This is a genomic window from Xanthobacter autotrophicus (assembly GCF_029991245.1).
Taxonomy (GTDB): Bacteria; Pseudomonadota; Alphaproteobacteria; order Rhizobiales; family Xanthobacteraceae; genus Xanthobacter; species Xanthobacter autotrophicus_C.
Genome location: NZ_JAIVFO010000040.1, coordinates 17,609 through 32,337, shown reverse-complemented (window position 1 = coordinate 32,337; position 14,729 = coordinate 17,609). Strand labels below are relative to the sequence as shown.

The 14,729-nt window shown below is 64.5% G+C and carries 17 protein-coding genes, 1 tRNA gene and 1 pseudogene; 6 read left to right on the top strand and 13 right to left on the bottom strand.

What is annotated here, in order from left to right:
- Positions 1-95: 95 nt before the first annotated feature.
- From K9U41_RS09295 to K9U41_RS09285, 3 genes are all read left to right on the top strand, one after another.
- The gene (locus K9U41_RS09295) at positions 96-356 is read left to right on the top strand and encodes a BrnA antitoxin family protein (protein ID WP_282640559.1); all 261 of its coding nucleotides are present in this window, start codon (positions 96-98) and stop codon (positions 354-356) included.
- Positions 357-437: 81 nt separating this feature from the next.
- Positions 438-860, top strand: a complete 423-nt coding sequence (locus K9U41_RS09290; protein ID WP_282640558.1) for a TIR domain-containing protein — start codon at positions 438-440, stop codon at positions 858-860.
- A 10-nt stretch (positions 861-870) separates the two neighbouring features.
- Positions 871-1,308: a hypothetical protein gene (locus K9U41_RS09285; protein ID WP_282640557.1), complete on the top strand. Its 438-nt coding sequence runs from the start codon at positions 871-873 to the stop codon at positions 1,306-1,308.
- A gap of 65 nt (positions 1,309-1,373) precedes the next feature.
- On the opposite strand, the gene ettA is transcribed toward K9U41_RS09285, so the two are convergent.
- On the bottom strand, positions 1,374-3,029 hold the full coding sequence (gene ettA / locus K9U41_RS09280; RefSeq protein WP_282640556.1) for an energy-dependent translational throttle protein EttA: 1,656 nt from the start codon (positions 3,027-3,029) through the stop codon (positions 1,374-1,376).
- Between the two features lie 148 nt (positions 3,030-3,177).
- Between ettA and K9U41_RS09275 the strand changes: the two genes are divergently transcribed.
- From K9U41_RS09275 to K9U41_RS09265, 3 genes are all read left to right on the top strand, one after another.
- The gene (locus tag K9U41_RS09275; RefSeq protein ID WP_282640555.1) at positions 3,178-3,666 is read left to right on the top strand and encodes a cupin domain-containing protein; all 489 of its coding nucleotides are present in this window, start codon (positions 3,178-3,180) and stop codon (positions 3,664-3,666) included.
- 158 nt (positions 3,667-3,824) lie between these two features.
- A tRNA-Gly gene (locus K9U41_RS09270) sits at positions 3,825-3,899 on the top strand.
- 283 nt (positions 3,900-4,182) lie between these two features.
- Complete coding sequence (locus tag K9U41_RS09265) at positions 4,183-5,100, top strand: LysR family transcriptional regulator (protein ID WP_282640554.1); 918 nt, start codon at positions 4,183-4,185, stop codon at positions 5,098-5,100.
- Here the strand turns inward: K9U41_RS09265 and K9U41_RS09260 are convergent.
- The 12 genes and pseudogenes from K9U41_RS09260 to K9U41_RS09205 all read right to left on the bottom strand — a co-directional run.
- Positions 5,060-5,332, bottom strand: a complete 273-nt coding sequence (locus tag K9U41_RS09260; RefSeq protein ID WP_282640553.1) for a DUF2274 domain-containing protein — start codon at positions 5,330-5,332, stop codon at positions 5,060-5,062. The genes K9U41_RS09265 and K9U41_RS09260 overlap by 41 nt on opposite strands.
- A 2-nt stretch (positions 5,333-5,334) precedes the next feature.
- Complete coding sequence (locus tag K9U41_RS09255) at positions 5,335-6,516, bottom strand: TrbI/VirB10 family protein (RefSeq protein WP_282640552.1); 1,182 nt, start codon at positions 6,514-6,516, stop codon at positions 5,335-5,337.
- Positions 6,513-7,496: a P-type conjugative transfer protein TrbG gene (gene trbG / locus K9U41_RS09250; RefSeq protein ID WP_282640551.1), complete on the bottom strand. Its 984-nt coding sequence runs from the start codon at positions 7,494-7,496 to the stop codon at positions 6,513-6,515. Before trbG ends, K9U41_RS09255 begins: the two co-directional genes overlap by 4 nt.
- Positions 7,493-8,182 (bottom strand): conjugal transfer protein TrbF, encoded by a 690-nt coding sequence (trbF, locus tag K9U41_RS09245; RefSeq protein ID WP_282640550.1) that lies wholly within the window; start codon positions 8,180-8,182, stop codon positions 7,493-7,495. The genes trbG and trbF overlap by 4 nt, the downstream gene beginning before the upstream one ends.
- Positions 8,179-9,408: a P-type conjugative transfer protein TrbL gene (gene trbL, locus K9U41_RS09240; protein ID WP_282640549.1), complete on the bottom strand. Its 1,230-nt coding sequence runs from the start codon at positions 9,406-9,408 to the stop codon at positions 8,179-8,181. The genes trbF and trbL overlap by 4 nt, the downstream gene beginning before the upstream one ends.
- Positions 9,409-9,411: 3 nt before the next feature.
- Positions 9,412-9,681 carry a putative entry exclusion protein TrbK-alt gene (gene trbK-alt / locus K9U41_RS09235; RefSeq protein WP_282640548.1) on the bottom strand — a complete coding sequence of 90 codons (270 nt, stop codon included), beginning with the start codon at positions 9,679-9,681 and terminating at the stop codon, positions 9,412-9,414.
- Between the two features lie 12 nt (positions 9,682-9,693).
- The gene (trbJ, locus tag K9U41_RS09230; RefSeq protein ID WP_282640547.1) at positions 9,694-10,446 is read right to left on the bottom strand and encodes a P-type conjugative transfer protein TrbJ; all 753 of its coding nucleotides are present in this window, start codon (positions 10,444-10,446) and stop codon (positions 9,694-9,696) included.
- Positions 10,443-12,881: a conjugal transfer protein TrbE gene (gene trbE / locus K9U41_RS09225; protein WP_282640562.1), complete on the bottom strand. Its 2,439-nt coding sequence runs from the start codon at positions 12,879-12,881 to the stop codon at positions 10,443-10,445. Before trbE ends, trbJ begins: the two co-directional genes overlap by 4 nt.
- A 13-nt stretch (positions 12,882-12,894) precedes the next feature.
- On the bottom strand, positions 12,895-13,164 hold the full coding sequence (locus K9U41_RS09220; RefSeq protein ID WP_282640546.1) for a VirB3 family type IV secretion system protein: 270 nt from the start codon (positions 13,162-13,164) through the stop codon (positions 12,895-12,897).
- The gene (locus K9U41_RS09215; protein ID WP_282640545.1) at positions 13,164-13,496 is read right to left on the bottom strand and encodes a TrbC/VirB2 family protein; all 333 of its coding nucleotides are present in this window, start codon (positions 13,494-13,496) and stop codon (positions 13,164-13,166) included. The genes K9U41_RS09220 and K9U41_RS09215 overlap by 1 nt, the downstream gene beginning before the upstream one ends.
- On the bottom strand, positions 13,493-14,464 hold the full coding sequence (gene trbB, locus K9U41_RS09210) for a P-type conjugative transfer ATPase TrbB (RefSeq protein ID WP_282640544.1): 972 nt from the start codon (positions 14,462-14,464) through the stop codon (positions 13,493-13,495). The genes K9U41_RS09215 and trbB overlap by 4 nt, the downstream gene beginning before the upstream one ends.
- A 173-nt stretch (positions 14,465-14,637) precedes the next feature.
- Positions 14,638-14,721 (bottom strand): annotated as a pseudogene (locus K9U41_RS09205) (HNH endonuclease); the annotation flags it as partial.
- Positions 14,722-14,729 lie beyond the last annotated feature (8 nt).

Genomic DNA, 14,729 nt, shown 5'->3' with positions numbered 1-14,729 from the left:
GCATTAGGGGGCGGGGGAGGGGGCCTTGATCGCGGCGGTTGTGAGGCCGTGCGCAAGCTCGCTCGGCCCTTTGCGCCGCAAGGAAAGGCTTCGTCATGACGAAGAAGCTTACGCCGGCTCCGGCCTTTGCCAGCGAGGAGGAGGAGCGCGCCTTTTGGGAGACCCACGATAGCGCGGACCATCTCGACCCGGCCACGGCCGAACGGGTGCGCTTTCCCAACCTCAAGCCATCCACCTGCTCCATCTCTCTGCGCCTGCCCGTCTCGCTGCTGGAGCGCATCAAGGTGGAGGCGAACAAGAGGGACGTGCCCTATCAGTCGCTCATCAAGGTGTGGCTGAAGGAGAAGGTGGGGTGAGGGCCAGTCGCGAACTTGACAATTGGCGCAAATACCTTCTACGCAATTCCGTGAGCCAATGTCGTGGCCAGGAACAATATCATGAAAGTATTCATTAGCTGGTCTGGCGAATTGAGTCATAAGGTAGCAATGTGCCTTAGAGACTGGCTGCCAAATGTTGTTCAGACACTTATACCGTATGTCTCATCAGAGGATATCGACAAAGGTACTCGTTGGAGTCAAGATATAGCCGGAGAGCTGGCCGATTCGTTCTATGGCATACTTTGCGTTACTGATTCAAATATTGAGGCTCCATGGTTAAATTTTGAGGCCGGAGCGTTATCGAAAAGTATGGACAGCGCAAACGTATCTCCATTTCTTATTAATATAAAGAGAGCAGATCTTAAGGGCCCAATATTGCAATTCCAATCAACCATCTTCGAAAAAGAAGATATTAGAAAGTTGGTATGCAGTCTCAACAGAACTGACAAAAGAGAGTCGGTTAGAGGAGGCAAGGCTCCGTGATATATATGATGTGTGGTGGCCAACGTTATTTGATAAACTAAATCATCTTATAGATGACAATTCTAAAATAGAGGATTCTATATCGACAATAAAAAAAGAAGATAAAAATAATAGAAATACAGAAATTCTGGAAGAAATACTTGAGATATCTAGGCATAATACAAGATCAATATCAAATACAGACAAGATTTTGGCAGATTTAATTCAAGAAAATAGGCCATTTCGGGAAAAATATGCCGAATTCCGCCATCCAATTTTTAAGGATTTAGAAATAACATGGCTTGAGCTTAGGCAGGCTTTAATAGCTTCTTTGGTAGATGCTCCCGTTACTCCGGAAATTAAGAGTCAAATCGGAGCGATAAATAGAATAATTGAATACATTTCTAATCAGAGTCGGATTCGACCGCGTCTCTATAGAAGTTCTCAGAAAATGTTGGGAGAAGAGTAGCTTGTTTTTTATGTGGAATTGACAAATGAGGCGGCCTCTCCAGAGAGAGGCCGCCCCCTCCCCACCTACCTCGAAAACTTCTTGTACTGAATTCGCTTCGGGATCACCGAATCCAGTCCCAGACGGCGCTTCTTGTCTTCCTCATAATCCGCGAAGTTGCCCTCGAACCATTCCACGTGGCTGTCGCCCTCGAAGGCCAGCATGTGGGTGGCGATGCGGTCGAGGAAGAAGCGGTCATGGGAGATGATGACGGCGCAGCCGGCATAATCCTCCAGCGCCTCTTCCAAAGCGCGCAGGGTTTCCACGTCGAGGTCGTTGGTGGGCTCGTCGAGGAGCAGCACGTTGCCGCCGCGCTGGAGCACCTTGGCGAGGTGCACGCGGTTGCGCTCGCCGCCCGAGAGCATGCCCACCTTCTTCTGCTGGTCGCCGCCCTTGAAGTTGAAGGCCGCGCAATAGGCGCGCGAGGGGATCTCCTTCTTGCCGACGTAGATCACCTCGTTGCCGTCGGAGATGGCCTCCCACACGGTCTTCTTGTCGTCGAGCGCGTCGCGGCTCTGGTCCACATAGCCGAGCTTGACCGACTCGCCGATGGCGATGGTGCCCGCGTCGGGCTTGTCCTGGCCCGTGATCATGCGGAACAAGGTGGTCTTGCCCGCGCCGTTCGGCCCGATGACGCCCACGATGCCGCCCGGCGGCAGCTTGAAGGAGAGGTCGTCGATCAGAAGCTTGTCGCCATACGCCTTGTTGAGATGGTCGAAGGCGATGACGTTCTGCCCGAGGCGCTCGGCCACCGGGATGACGATCTGGGTGGCGGAGGGCTGCCGCTCCGAGGCCTTCTCCACCAGTTCGTCATAGCGCTGGATACGGGCCTTGTTCTTGGCCTGCCGGGCCTTGGGGCTGGCGCCGATCCATTCCTGCTCGCGGGCCAGGGCGCGCTGGCGGGCCTCGTCCTCGCGGCCCTCCTGCTGCAGGCGCTTCTGCTTCTGGCCGAGCCAGGAGGAATAATTGCCCTCGTAGGGAATGCCCCGGCCGCGATCCAGCTCCAGGATCCAGCCGGTGACATTGTCGAGGAAGTAGCGATCGTGGGTGACGATGAGGATGGCGCCCGGATAGGTGCGCAGGTGGCCTTCCAGCCAGTTCACCGTCTCGGCGTCCAGATGGTTGGTGGGCTCGTCCAGCAGCAGCAGTTCGGGCTGCTCCAGCAGCAGGCGGCACAGGGCCACGCGGCGCCGCTCGCCGCCGGAAAGGCGGGTCACGTCCCAGTCGTCCGGCGGGCAGCCCAGCGCGTTCATGGCCTGCTCCACCTTGGAATCGAGATCCCACAGGCCCTGGGCCTCGATCTCGTCCTGGAGCTGGGTCATCTCGTCGGCGGTCTCGTCCGAGTAGTTCATGGCGAGCTCGTTATAGCGCTCCATGATGGCCTTCTGCTTGGCCACGCCGTCCTCGACATTCTGGCGGACGGTCTTGGCCGGATCCAGCGGCGGCTCCTGCGGCAGGTAGCCCACGCGCACGCCGTCGGCCGGGCGGGCCTCGCCCGAGAAATCCTTGTCCATTCCGGCCATGATGCGCAGCAGGGTCGACTTGCCGGAGCCGTTGGCGCCGAGCACGCCGATCTTGGCGTCCGGGTAGAAGGAGAGGTGCACGTTGTCGAGCACCTTCTTGCCGCCCGGATAGGCCTTGGTCATGCCGTGCATGTGGTAGGCATACTGATAGGGCGCCATGAGCCGCCGTCTCCTGAAAAGGGATGCGTTGAGTTGGCGCCGTTCTAGCCCCCGCGCGGCGGCGCGGCAAGGGAATGGGGGCCCGAACGGGCGGGGCTGGATAAACGGAATGGGTCCCGAACGGGGCCGTGGCGACAGGGAGGACGAGATGGGTACGGATCATTCCCAAAAGGACGGGCACGGTAAGGTGGACTGGCGCGCGCACGGGGTGAAGGTGATCCCCGGCGACAGCCTCGATCCCAACACCGCCCAGACGCCAGGCATGAACCGCGCCGCCGCCATCAACCGGGCGCGGGCGGGGGCGGAGAAGATCTGGGCCGGCACGGTGCACATCCATCCGGATGCCAAGACCGGGGCGCACCACCATGGCGACCTGGAGAGCATCATCTACGTGGTGAAGGGCCGCGCCCGCATGCGCTGGGGCGAACAGCTGGAATATGTGGCCGAGGCCGGCCCCGGCGATTTCATCTTCGTGCCGCCCTACGTGCCCCACCAGGAGATCAACGCTTCCCCGGACGAGGTCCTGGAATGCGTCCTGGTGCGCTCCGGGCAGGACCCGGTGGTGGTAAATCTCGAGATCGAACCGGTGGAGAAGCCCGAGGCGGTGAAGTGGATCGACCCCATTCATCGCGAATGAGTTTTACTAACACTATAGGATTATTGGTATTTTCAGGTTCTGAGACGGGCCTTGCGCGAAGCCTGTGGACAAGTTGGTGTGATGCCTGTTGCATTCTGCGTGGGGTTTTGGCATACGAACGCACCGCCGCGACGCACTGCGACGCCGGCAAAATGGATGCGGGTGTAGCTCAGGGGTAGAGCACAACCTTGCCAAGGTTGGGGTCGTGGGTTCGAATCCCATCGCCCGCTCCAAATTTTCCCAATAAAATCAGATACTTAGTAAACGCCCTTAGGGGCATTTTCTGCTTAGATTTGCCCGCGAACGCGATATTCTGAGCAGAATCTATGCTCCCGGAAGAAAATTCTCGGATGCCATGGCGTGCGTTCGGCAGCTTTCTAAGCGGCGGCGCTGCACTGATGCGCTGCGCATGGCGGCGCCCGGAACGGCCGCGATGCAAAGCCCGTCTGCAACTCTCGACGTAGCCGCAACTTTGGGTATCAATATCCAGAAGCTACTCAACACGCCGGAGCCCGAATGGCTGCGCCGTTTTCCACCTCGATCGAGTTGCGCCATCTGCGCTATTTCGTGGCGGCCGCCGAGCACGGAAGCTTCCGCAAGGCCGGGGTGGCACTCGAGGTCAAGGAATCGTCCATCAGCCGGAGCGTCCGGAATCTGGAGGATGAGATCGGCGTCTCGCTGTTCATTCGGCATTCAAGCGGGGTGAACCTCACTCTGGCGGGGCAAAGATATCTCAGCCGGACACGCCAGGCGCTGGATCAGATTCGCGAGGCCAACGAGGAGGCCGCGGCGTTCGGCCGGGCGGAAGAAGGGCACCTGAGGGTTGGGCTGTTCTCGAAGCTGGCCTCCGGCTTCCTGGCCGACCTGTTCCACCGGTACGACCAGCGCTATTCCGGCGTGCATATCGATTTCGTGGAAGCCCCTGCGGAGAGCCATGCGGCCGCGATACGGCGGTTCGATCTCGATGCCGCTTACATTCTCGGCCGGCAAGGCTGGGCGGACTGCGATGCTATCCCTCTCTGGAGCGAACCTTTGTTCTTCGCTTTGCCGCGCCTGCACCGGCTGGCCCAGAGCAGGACACTCTCCTGGCGCGATCTCGTCGATGAGACCTTTCTCGTGCGCACCCAAGGCTCGGGCAACGAGGTGCGCGGGTTCCTTGAACGCAAGTTCCGGGAACTCGACATCTCGCCGCGCATCAGCTCACAGCAGCTTGCCCGTTACAGCCTTCTTGGCCTCGTCGCCACGGGGCGCGGGATTGTGCCGGTGCTGGAATCCGAGACAATTATCAGCGTACCGGAAGTGGTGTACCGGCCGCTCGTCGGCGAGGTGATCCCGTTCTCGGTGATCTATTCGCCGAAGAACGATAATCCGGCGGTGCGCACCTTGCTCAGCCTCACACGGAGGATGGCCCAGGAGCGGGCTGCGACGCGCTGATGCTCGCGGCGCTGCCAGTCTCGCGGCGGGCCTTGGCGAATTCTCGATCGGTGGCGATGAAGCGCTCCAGCATTGGCGCGATAAGCTTCACGGGATCCGGAGTGGGCTGACCGGTTTCCCGCGCGAGCACCTCGGCATAGGCAACAAGATCGCGGTGCAGCGCGCCAGGTAGTGACAGCGCCACCTTCACCGGCTTGTCGTTCGTGATCGGTCCAAGTTTCAGCTTCGCCATGGTCAGTACCTGTAGGGTTCGAGCACGAGGTCACGCGTCACCATCACCCGCACCGGGAATCCCGGCCGGATGGTCAGGGTGGGCGCGACCTGCAGCTGCCGGCGGATGATCTCCTGGCCGGCATCGTTGATGGTGTCCTGCGCCCCACTCTGTAGCGCCTGGATCAACGCGTCCTGGTCATCCATCGCGAGTTCGGCGCTGACGGAGAGCAGCGTCGATAGCCCGACCGCCTTGGCGAGATCCCACCAGTGCATGTCGACGCCGTCTTCGAGGCCGGCATAACCCTGCGCATCCGTGCCGGGCTGGCGCTCCAGCACGATGGAGCGACCATTGGGGAAGATCAGCCGGTTCCAGACCAGCAGGATCCGGCGCTGGCCGAAGCCGACGCCATTGTCGTACTGGCCGAGCAGCCGGGTCCCCTGCGGGATGATCAGGATGCGGCCGGTCGGGCTGTCATAGACGTTCTCGGTTACCTGCGCGGTGATCTGGCCCGGCAAATCGGAGCGAATGCCGGTGATGAGCGCGGCGGGGATGACGGCGCCTGCTTGCAGCACATAGGGCGATGCCGGCGCCATGACACGGTCGGAGGCGACCACGCGCCGATCGACGGCGGCATTGAGGAAGGCAAGCTGGCGATCCTGGGGTGAGGACGTGCCGCCCGTTCCTGCCGAGCCAGGGCCGCTGAAGCCGGAGGCACCCGTCACTGACGACGCCGGCGCGCGGGCCTGCGCAGCCTGGAAGAATACGCGACTGGTCCGCGCGGCTTCCTGCTCGGCGAGACGACGCTGCTGTTCGGGGTCGACCTGCGGCGCGGTCATTGTCGGCGGCACCACGGGCTGGCCGCGATTCTGCGCATCAAGGATCGGCCGGCCGAGATCGCCGGGCAGCGGCGGACCCAGGATCGGCCCGGTGTAGTCCCGTGGCAGGCCGGCAAGGCCATCGGCCGTGGAGCGGTTCTGGGTGGAATAAAGCTCCTCGCCGCCAGTGCCCTTGTCGCGACCCTGCAGCGCATAGATCAACGCGCCACCAATGCCGAGGCTAACAACCAGCCCGGCACCGGCCAGCACCTTGCGGGAGAGACGCGTGACGCGGGGCGGCTCGGGACGCAGCCGCATGGCGGCGGCGTGATCGGTGGCCGGAGCGGCAAGATCAGCCTCAATGTCATGATGATCCGGATTGCTCATGATGCGGGCCTCCCGTCCGCGCGCTCGATCCGCACTTTCTGCGGACGCTCGCCGCCACCGAGGCGCAGCTCGGCCGCACCGAACAGCCGGTCGACGATCAGGATGTTCTGGTGGATGCGGCTATTGACGATCTGCGCTTCCCCATCGGCGCCGATGACAAAGAGCGGCGGCATCTCGCCCTGTACGATGCCGCGCGGAAATTCGATATAGACCTTACGCCCATCGTCATAGACGGCCATTGGCCGCCAGGGCGGCGTGTCGCCGGTGAGCGCGTAGCGATAGTTGCGAGCCGCGAAGCTGGGGATGACCGGTGCCGCCGGAACGCTGGCGCGCTGCGCTCCCGGAACCTGCGGATAGGCCCAGGCGACGGCCGGCATATAGGGCTTCTCGCCAGCCCGCAGCTCGATCATGTAGCTGCGCCTATCGGTGGTGATGACGAGATTGGTGGCGATGTCCGCCCGCGTCGGCTTTACCAGCACATGGACGCGCCGGTTCAGACCCTCGCCGCTCTCGGTGTCGCCGATGATCCAGCGGGCGGTGTCGCCCGCCGCGATGGGGCCGGCGCCGGTCAGGCTCTCGCCCGGCTCCAGCGCGATATTGGTGATCTGGCCGGGTGCTGCATAGACCTGATAGAGCGCACCCTCGCTCCACGGATAGATCTGGATGGCGTTGTAATAGCCCTCGCGGCGCGGCTCCACGCGGGCCGCCGCATTGGCGTTCTCGACGCGGGCGACGGGCGTTTTGGCGTCCGTGCCGCCCTTGGCCGGCGTCCAGGCGGGCGGCGTGTGGAGCGGGCGCGGCCGGTCATCCGCAACCACTGTCGGCACCGTCGGCAGCGCCGGCACCTCACTGTCGTAGCTGATCTGTGGCGGCTTCGGTGCCGATGCGCAACCGCCCAGCATCGTCGCCGAGAGCAGGAGAACCGCAAAGGCGGATCGGCGGAAAGCCGGAGATGCGGGCTTACGGAGAGACGTGTTCACTGGCTCATCTCCCGCGACCAGCTGATGGCGTTGACATAGATGCCGAGGGGATTGGTGCGCAGGCGCTCGGCATCGCGCGGCGGCTGGATCACCAGCGTCAGGATCGCGCTCCAGCGCTCAGCGGCGGCGAGCTGGCCGTTCTCATAGCGCCGCTCGACCCAGGCGACGCGGAAGGAATCCGGGGAGGCCCGGATCACGCTGGAGACCTCAACCGCGATCTGCTGCTTGCCCACCCGGGTGAAGGGGTCATTGGCGCGGGCATAATCGTTGAGCGCGGCGGCGCCCCGATCGGTGGTGAACTCATAGGCCCTGAGCCAGTTCTGCCGCACGATCACGGGATCGGCCGGCAAGCTGCGGACCTGCTCGATGAAACGGGCAAGATGCCACGCGATCTGCGGATCGGTTGGGCGATAATCGCCGGTTGCAGGCCCTACGGCCTGCGTCTGTCCAAGACGATCCACCTCGACCACCCAGGGCACGACGGTGCCCCTCGTCGACTGCCAGATCAGCGCCGAGGCAAAGCCAGCCGAGAGGAACAGGCTGCCAAAGGCCATCAGCCGCCAGTTCTTGGCCTGCACCCGGGCCGAACCGATGCGCTCGTCCCAGACTTGTGCTGCCTTCTGATAGGGCGTGACCGGCTCGGGCGAGGTGCCGTAATGGGTCGCGGGTCGCTTGAAGAGGCTCATGTGCGGTCGCTCTCAGACAGGGAGACGGAAGAGCCGCCGGCATGGCTGTCACCGGAGCGCACAGCATGGGCGGCGGCGGAGACGCCATGGCGAAGCGACTGGCCGCTCTTCATGCGCTTGGCCCAATCGGGGATCTCGCCGGCCGAGGAAGCCGAGGCGGTACCGCCGACGGCATTCGCGAGCGGTGAGATGGCGGCGGAGCCCGCAGCCCGCGCGACGCCACCCAGTCCCGAGGCGACACCCGCCATGCCGGACTGGCCTGCCGCGCCGATGCTGTAGGCCGTCGCACCGCCCCGCGCCGCGGCCGCCGTCGCGGAGAGCGCCGCCCCACCGCCCCGGACGGCGAGGCTGGCCGCACCGCCGGCCGCCTTCAGCGCGCCACCGGCGGCGAGGCCCGTGCCGACCGCGGCCCCCGCGCTCAGCTGCGGGCCGCCGGAGACAAGGCCCGCGGCAATGCCAGGGCCGAAGATGCCGAGGCCGAGCAGGGAAAGGGCAGCCAGCACGATGGCCATGGCGTCATTGATGGTGGGCGTCTGTCCCCCAAACCCCGCGGTGAACTGGCCAAACAGGGTGGAGCCGATGCCGATGATGACCGCGAGCACCATGACCTTGATGCCGGAGGAGACGACGTTCCCCAGCACCCGCTCGGCCATGAAGGCGGTTTTGCCGAACAGGCCGAAGGGGATCAGCACGAAGCCGGCGAGCGTCGTCAGCTTGAACTCGATCAAGGTGACGAAGAGCTGGACCGCGAGAATGAAGAAGGAGAGCAGCACCAGCGCCCATGCAAACAGCAGGCAGGCGATCTGGATGAAGTTCTCGAAGAAGGCGACCCAGCCCATCAGGTCGGAGATGGAGTCGAGTAGCGGCCGACCGGCTTCGAGCCCGGTCTGCGCCACCTTGCCCGGACGCATCAGGTCGCTGACGGAAAATGCCGTTCCCGAGCCCTTCAGCCCAAGCCCGGCAAAGCTCTCGAAGACGATGCGGGCGAGGGTGTTCCAATTGCCGATGATGTAAGCGAAGACGCCGACAAACAGCGTCTTCTTGATGAGCCGGGCGATGACGTCGTCATCCGCGCCCCAGGACCAGAACAGCGCCGCCAGCGTCACGTCGATGACGATGAGCGTGGTGGCGATGAAGGCGACCTCGCCGCCAAGCAGACCGAAGCCGCTGTCGATATAGGAGGTGAAGACCCCCAGGAAAGTGTCGATGACGCCAGTGCCGTTCATGGCTCAGCGGCCTTGGTTCGGCGCGGGATGCCCGAGAAACCGGTCGCGTGTCTGCGCCCAGACCTTCAGGCACGCGGTGTCCTGAGCGGCGACTTCACCCAACTGCTGGCAGCGGCGCTGCTCATCGCGCAGCGCATCGCGCTCGGCCCCGACGGTCCGAACTGGCGACAGCTCCGCCACCTTCTCCTCCCGGCTCATTTCCAGAACCGCCGCCGTGCCGGCGATGGCCACGAAGATCACCGCACCGAGCCGGGCCAGCTTGGCTGCGTCCATATTCGCCTCCCGTCAGTTGCTGAACATGCGGGCATTGCCGGCCTGATAGCCGGCGCCCGGAGTGAGGAAGCGCCGGCGCTGCTCGCGGCCCTGCTCGGCGGCGGTTGCGCGTTCCGCCTCGGAGAGCGCCGCGGCGCGCCCATTGGCGGACATCACCGCGATCAGGTCGGAGAGCTGCTGCGACTGCAAAGCGAGCAACTGGTTGCCGGCCTGCGTGGCCTGAAGCGCGCCCGTGGCGCCCTGGCTTTGGCCGACGAGGGTCGCCATCTCGGCCTTGTTGGCGTCGACATTGCCGACGACGCCGGCCTGCACGCGCAGCGCATCCTGCAAGCCACCAACCGTGGTCTGCCAGCGCGAGCGCGCACCGGCGACGAGATCGGCATCGGAGGCCGAGAGCGGGATGCTGCCATAGCGCTGCTGGAAGGCCTGGTCGATCTGGCCGACATTGAAGGCGATGCTCTGTGCCTGTCCGAGCAACTGCTGGGTGCGCTGGACCGATTGCTGGATCTGCTGCAGCGAGGAATGGGGCAGGCTGGCGAGATTGCGGGCCTGGTTGATCAACATCTGCGCTTCGTTCTGCAGCGAGGTGATCTGGTTGTTGATCTGCTCCAGCGCCCGGGCGGCCGACATCATGTTCTCCGCGTAGTTCCACGGGTCATAGACCGTGAGTGCCTGCGCGGGCGGCGACAGAACGGGTGACAGGGTGAGCGGCACGGACAGCAGCGCGACGGCGACGGTGAGCGCGCGCGGACGGGACAGCGTCATGGCTGCGTCTCCAGATTGGAGAGGTTGGGAAGGAGGTCGGCGGCCCAGCCGAGGCCGCGATGACGCAGCCAAGCGTCCAGGAAGCCGTCGCGACCATGCTCGGCGAAGATCTTGCCGATGGCCTGTTGGTCGGTCTTGGAGGACGCCGCGCATAGCGCCAGCGCCACGTCGGACAGGCCAAGCTCGAACAGCCGGTTTCCGCGCCGCGACTGGCAGTAATAGTCCCGCTTCGGGGTCGCCCGCGCGAGGATCTCGATCTGCCGGTCGTTCAGGCCGAAGCGGCGATAGATGGCGGTGATCTGCGGCTCGATGGCCCGCTCATTGGGGAGCAGAAGGCGTGTCGGGCAGCTCTCGATGATTGCCGGGGCAATGGCGCTGCCATCAATGTCAGAGAGCGACTGCGTGGCGAAGATCACGCTGGCGTGCTTCTTGCGCAGCGTCTTCAGCCATTCCCGCAACTGGCCGGCGAAGCCCTCATCGTCCAGCGCCAGCCAGCCTTCATCGATGATGATAAGCGTTGGACGCCCATCGAGCCGGTCCTCGATGCGGTGGAACAGATAGGCCAGCACCGCCGGCGCGGCCTCCGTCCCGATCAGCTCCTCGGTCTCGAAGGCTTGGACCGTGGCCGCGCCCAAATGCTCGGTCTCGGCGTCGAGCAGCCGACCCCAGGCGCCGCCGATGCAATAAGGACGCAGCGCCTGCTTCAGGTCGTTGGACTGCAGGAGGACGCAGAGACCTGTGAGGGTGCGCTCTTCGCTGGGCGCGGAGGCCAGCGATGTCATTGCCGTCCAGATGTGTTCCTTCACCTGCGGCGTGATGATAACGCCTTCGCGGGTGAGGATGGCAGTGAGCCAGTCGGCGGCCCAGGCGCGCTCGGCAGCCTCATCGATGCGCGCAAGCGGCTGGAGCGAAACGCCATCCGCGTTCCCCTCGCTGAGACCGCCGCCGAGATCGTGCCAGTCCCCGCTCATGGCAAGCGCCGCGGCCCGGATCGAGCCCCCGAAGTCGAAGGCGAAGACTTGGGCTCTCGGATAGCGCCGGAACTGCAGCGCCATCAGCGCCAGCAGCACGGACTTGCCCGCGCCGGTCGGGCCCACCACGAGGGTATGGCCGACATCGCCCACATGGAGGCAGAACCGGAATGGTGTCGAGCCCTCGGTCTTGCCGAACAGCAAAGGCGGTGCATCGAAATGCGCGTCGCTGCTCTCGCCCGCCCACACCGCTGAGAGCGGGATCATATGGGCGAGATTGAGCGTCGAGATCGGCGGCTGGCGGACATTGGCGTATACATGGCCGGGCAAGCTGCCCAGCCATGCATCGACCGCGTTGATCGTCTCCGAAATCGCCGTGAAGTCGCGACCCTGGATAACCTTCTCGACCCTCCGCAGTTTCTCGTCGGCGATGCGGGGATCAGCGTCCCATACCGTCACGGTCGCGGTGACATAAGCGATGCCGGCATGGTCTGCGCCAAGTTCCTGCAGCGCGAGGTCGGCATCTTCAGCCTTGTTCGCGGCATCGCTGTCCACAAGGACGGAGGCCTCGTTGGTCATCACCTCCTTCAGGATCGCGGCGATGGATTTGCGCTTGGCGAACCACTGGCGGCGGATCCTGGTGAGCAGCCGGACCGCATCCGTCTTGTCGAGCAGGATCGCCCGGGTCGACCAGCGATATGGAAAGGCCAGCCGGTTCAGCTCATCGAGCAGGCCGGGCGTCGTCACCGTGGGAAAGCCGGTGATGGTCAGCACCCGTAGATGCTGGTTACCAAGGCGCGGCTCCAGCCCCCCGGTGAGCGGCAGATCGGCGAGCGGCGCATCGAGATAGATCGGCGTCTCCGGCACGCGGACACGGTGCCGATGCGTCGACACACAGCTGTGCAGATAGGTCAGCGTCTCGCCGTCATCGAGCCAGCGGCATTCTGGCATGAAGGCGTCGATGAGGTTGAGAAGTCGATCGGTGCGGTCGGCAAAGCCCCGCAACGTCTCATGGGGATCAAGGCCCGCCTTGTCCCGCCCCTCATAAAGCCAGCCTTCGGTGCGCGCCGCGTCCTCGGCCGGCGGGAGGAAGGTGAAGGTCAGGAAATAGCTCGACTCGAAATGACTGCCGGCCTCCTCGAAATCGGCCCGCCGCTCGGCATCAACCAAAGCGGAAGCGGCATCGGGGAAGATGCTCGCCGGATAGGTCGCGGCGGCATGGCGTTGCGCCTCCACGAAGATCGCCCATCCCGAGCCGAGGCGGCGGAAGGCGTTGTTCAGCCGCCCGGCGACCGCGACGAGCTCGGCGGGCACGGCGCTGTCGAGGTCCGGCCCGCGGAAACGCACTGTCCGCTGAAACGAGCCGTCCTTGTTCAACACGATGCTTGGGGCGACCAGTGCAGCCCAGGGCAGGAAATCGGCAAGGCGGCGGTTGCGGCTGCGGTATTCAGCGAGGTTCATCATCATGGCACCCCGCTCAGACTGAGAGATGCGCGGGGATCCGCAGATGCCGCCGCACCACCTCGACGAAGAGCGGATCACGCTTCGCGGCCCACACCGCCGCGACATGGCCAATCACCCCGATGGCCACGCCGACCAACCACAGGCGCAGGCCGAGACCCACGGCCCCGGCAAGCGTGCCATTGACGATGGCGATAGCGCGCGGCGCGCCGCCGAGCAGGATCGGCTCGGTCACCGCCCGGTGGACCGGAATGCTGAAGCCGGGGACCTCAATCGTGTCGGCCATCACACGAGCGCTCCGCCGCCGAAGGAAAAGAACGACAGGAAGAAGCTCGAGGCGGCGAAGGCGATCGACAGGCCGAACACGATCTGGATCAGCCGGCGGAAGCCACCGGACGTGTCGCCGAAGGCCAGCGCCAGCCCGGTCGAGATGATGACGATGACGGCGATGATCTTGGCGACCGGCCCCTCGATCGATTGAAGGATGGATTGCAGCGGTGCCTCCCACGGCATGGAGGAGCCAGAGGCAAGAGCGCTGGCCGTGGCCATCAGGCTGATGCAGGTGACAGACGCGGCCAACCGGGCCGCGCTACGGGCGCGATGGAGCGATCGGATCATGTGGGATCTCCGGTGATGACAGGGGTGACGCGGTAGTCGCCATCGGGGCCAAGGCCCTCGACATGAGCGAGTTCGGTGAGCCGGCGCGCCGCGCCGCGGCCGGCAAGCACGGCCACGAGATTGATGGTCTCGGCGATCAGCGTGCGGGGGACGGTGACGACGGCTTCCTGGATGAGTTGCTCCATCCGCCGCAGCGCGCCGATGGCGCTGCCGGCATGGATGGTGCCGATGCCGCCGGGATGGCCGGTGCCCCAGGCCTTCAATAGGTCCAGCGCCTCGGCGCCGCGCACCTCTCCGATGGGGATGCGGTCGGGACGCAGCCGAAGCGCCGAACGGACGAGGTCCGATAGCGAGGCGACACCGTCTTTGGTGCGCAGGGCGACGAGGTTCGGCGCAGCGCACTGCAACTCGCGCGTATCTTCAATGAGGACGACGCGATCGGAGGTCTTCGCGACCTCGGCGAGCAGCGCGTTGGTCAGAGTGGTCTTGCCCGTCGAGGTGCCGCCGGCCACCAGGATATTGGCGCGAGAGGCGACACCCTGGCGCAGTGCGTCGGCTTGTCCGGCGGACATGATCCCGGCGCGAACATAGTCCTCCAGGGTGAACACCGCGACGGCGGGCTTGCGGATGGCAAATGTCGGGGCCGCGACCACCGGCGGCAGCAGGCCCTCGAAACGTTCTCCCGTCTCGGGCAGCTCGGCTGAAACACGTGGGGCGCCAGCGTGAACCTCCGCGCCGACATGGTGGGCGACGAGCCGCACGATGCGCTCGCCGTCAGCGGGCAAGAGCCGCTCACCCGTGTCGGATAGTCCCTCCGCGAGTCGGTCGATCCACAGCCGCCCGTCCGGGTTCAGCATCACCTCGACGACGGAGGGGTCTTCCAAGTGCCGGGCGATGGCCGTCCCGAGCGCCGTGCGCAGCATCCGCGCGCCGCGGGCGAAACCCTGATGATGATGTGCTGCCGCCATGCCAACCCCGACGTGCCGGGGTCCTGACGATCTCATCCCGGGTGGGGATGATTAAAAGAGCCCTATATTAGGCCGGTTCAACAGGATTCGATCCGCGTCGCAGTCTGGCGTGCAATGACAGGCGAACGGCGGAACTGCTGCAGTGATCGGAAGCGGCATAGGAAGCCTCCGCTTCACGGCTTGAAGCAATGCTCCCTGTGCCAGCGCAGGAAATGGGGATGGGGCCGCTCGATCAGCCTGCGGGGCGCAATGGCGCGGCTCTACC

Bases quoted from the DNA above. Each gene is read 5' to 3' on its own strand.
- trbK-alt (WP_282640548.1), bottom strand. From the start codon at position 9,681: ATGGACGCAGCCAAGCTGGCCCGGCTCGGTGCGGTGATCTTCGTGGCC.
- K9U41_RS09265 (WP_282640554.1), top strand. From the start codon at position 4,183: ATGGCTGCGCCGTTTTCCACCTCGATCGAGTTGCGCCATCTGCGCTAT.
- K9U41_RS09260 (WP_282640553.1), bottom strand. From the start codon at position 5,332: ATGGCGAAGCTGAAACTTGGACCGATCACGAACGACAAGCCGGTGAAG.
- K9U41_RS09295 (WP_282640559.1), top strand. From the start codon at position 96: ATGACGAAGAAGCTTACGCCGGCTCCGGCCTTTGCCAGCGAGGAGGAG.
- trbJ (WP_282640547.1), bottom strand. From the start codon at position 10,446: ATGACGCTGTCCCGTCCGCGCGCGCTCACCGTCGCCGTCGCGCTGCTG.
- trbF (WP_282640550.1), bottom strand. From the start codon at position 8,182: ATGAGCCTCTTCAAGCGACCCGCGACCCATTACGGCACCTCGCCCGAG.
- trbL (WP_282640549.1), bottom strand. From the start codon at position 9,408: ATGAACGGCACTGGCGTCATCGACACTTTCCTGGGGGTCTTCACCTCC.
- trbE (WP_282640562.1), bottom strand. From the start codon at position 12,881: ATGATGAACCTCGCTGAATACCGCAGCCGCAACCGCCGCCTTGCCGAT.
- K9U41_RS09220 (WP_282640546.1), bottom strand. From the start codon at position 13,164: ATGGCCGACACGATTGAGGTCCCCGGCTTCAGCATTCCGGTCCACCGG.
- K9U41_RS09275 (WP_282640555.1), top strand. From the start codon at position 3,178: ATGGGTACGGATCATTCCCAAAAGGACGGGCACGGTAAGGTGGACTGG.
- K9U41_RS09215 (WP_282640545.1), bottom strand. From the start codon at position 13,496: ATGATCCGATCGCTCCATCGCGCCCGTAGCGCGGCCCGGTTGGCCGCG.
- ettA (WP_282640556.1), bottom strand. From the start codon at position 3,029: ATGGCGCCCTATCAGTATGCCTACCACATGCACGGCATGACCAAGGCC.
- K9U41_RS09290 (WP_282640558.1), top strand. From the start codon at position 438: ATGAAAGTATTCATTAGCTGGTCTGGCGAATTGAGTCATAAGGTAGCA.
- trbB (WP_282640544.1), bottom strand. From the start codon at position 14,464: ATGGCGGCAGCACATCATCATCAGGGTTTCGCCCGCGGCGCGCGGATG.
- K9U41_RS09255 (WP_282640552.1), bottom strand. From the start codon at position 6,516: ATGAGCAATCCGGATCATCATGACATTGAGGCTGATCTTGCCGCTCCG.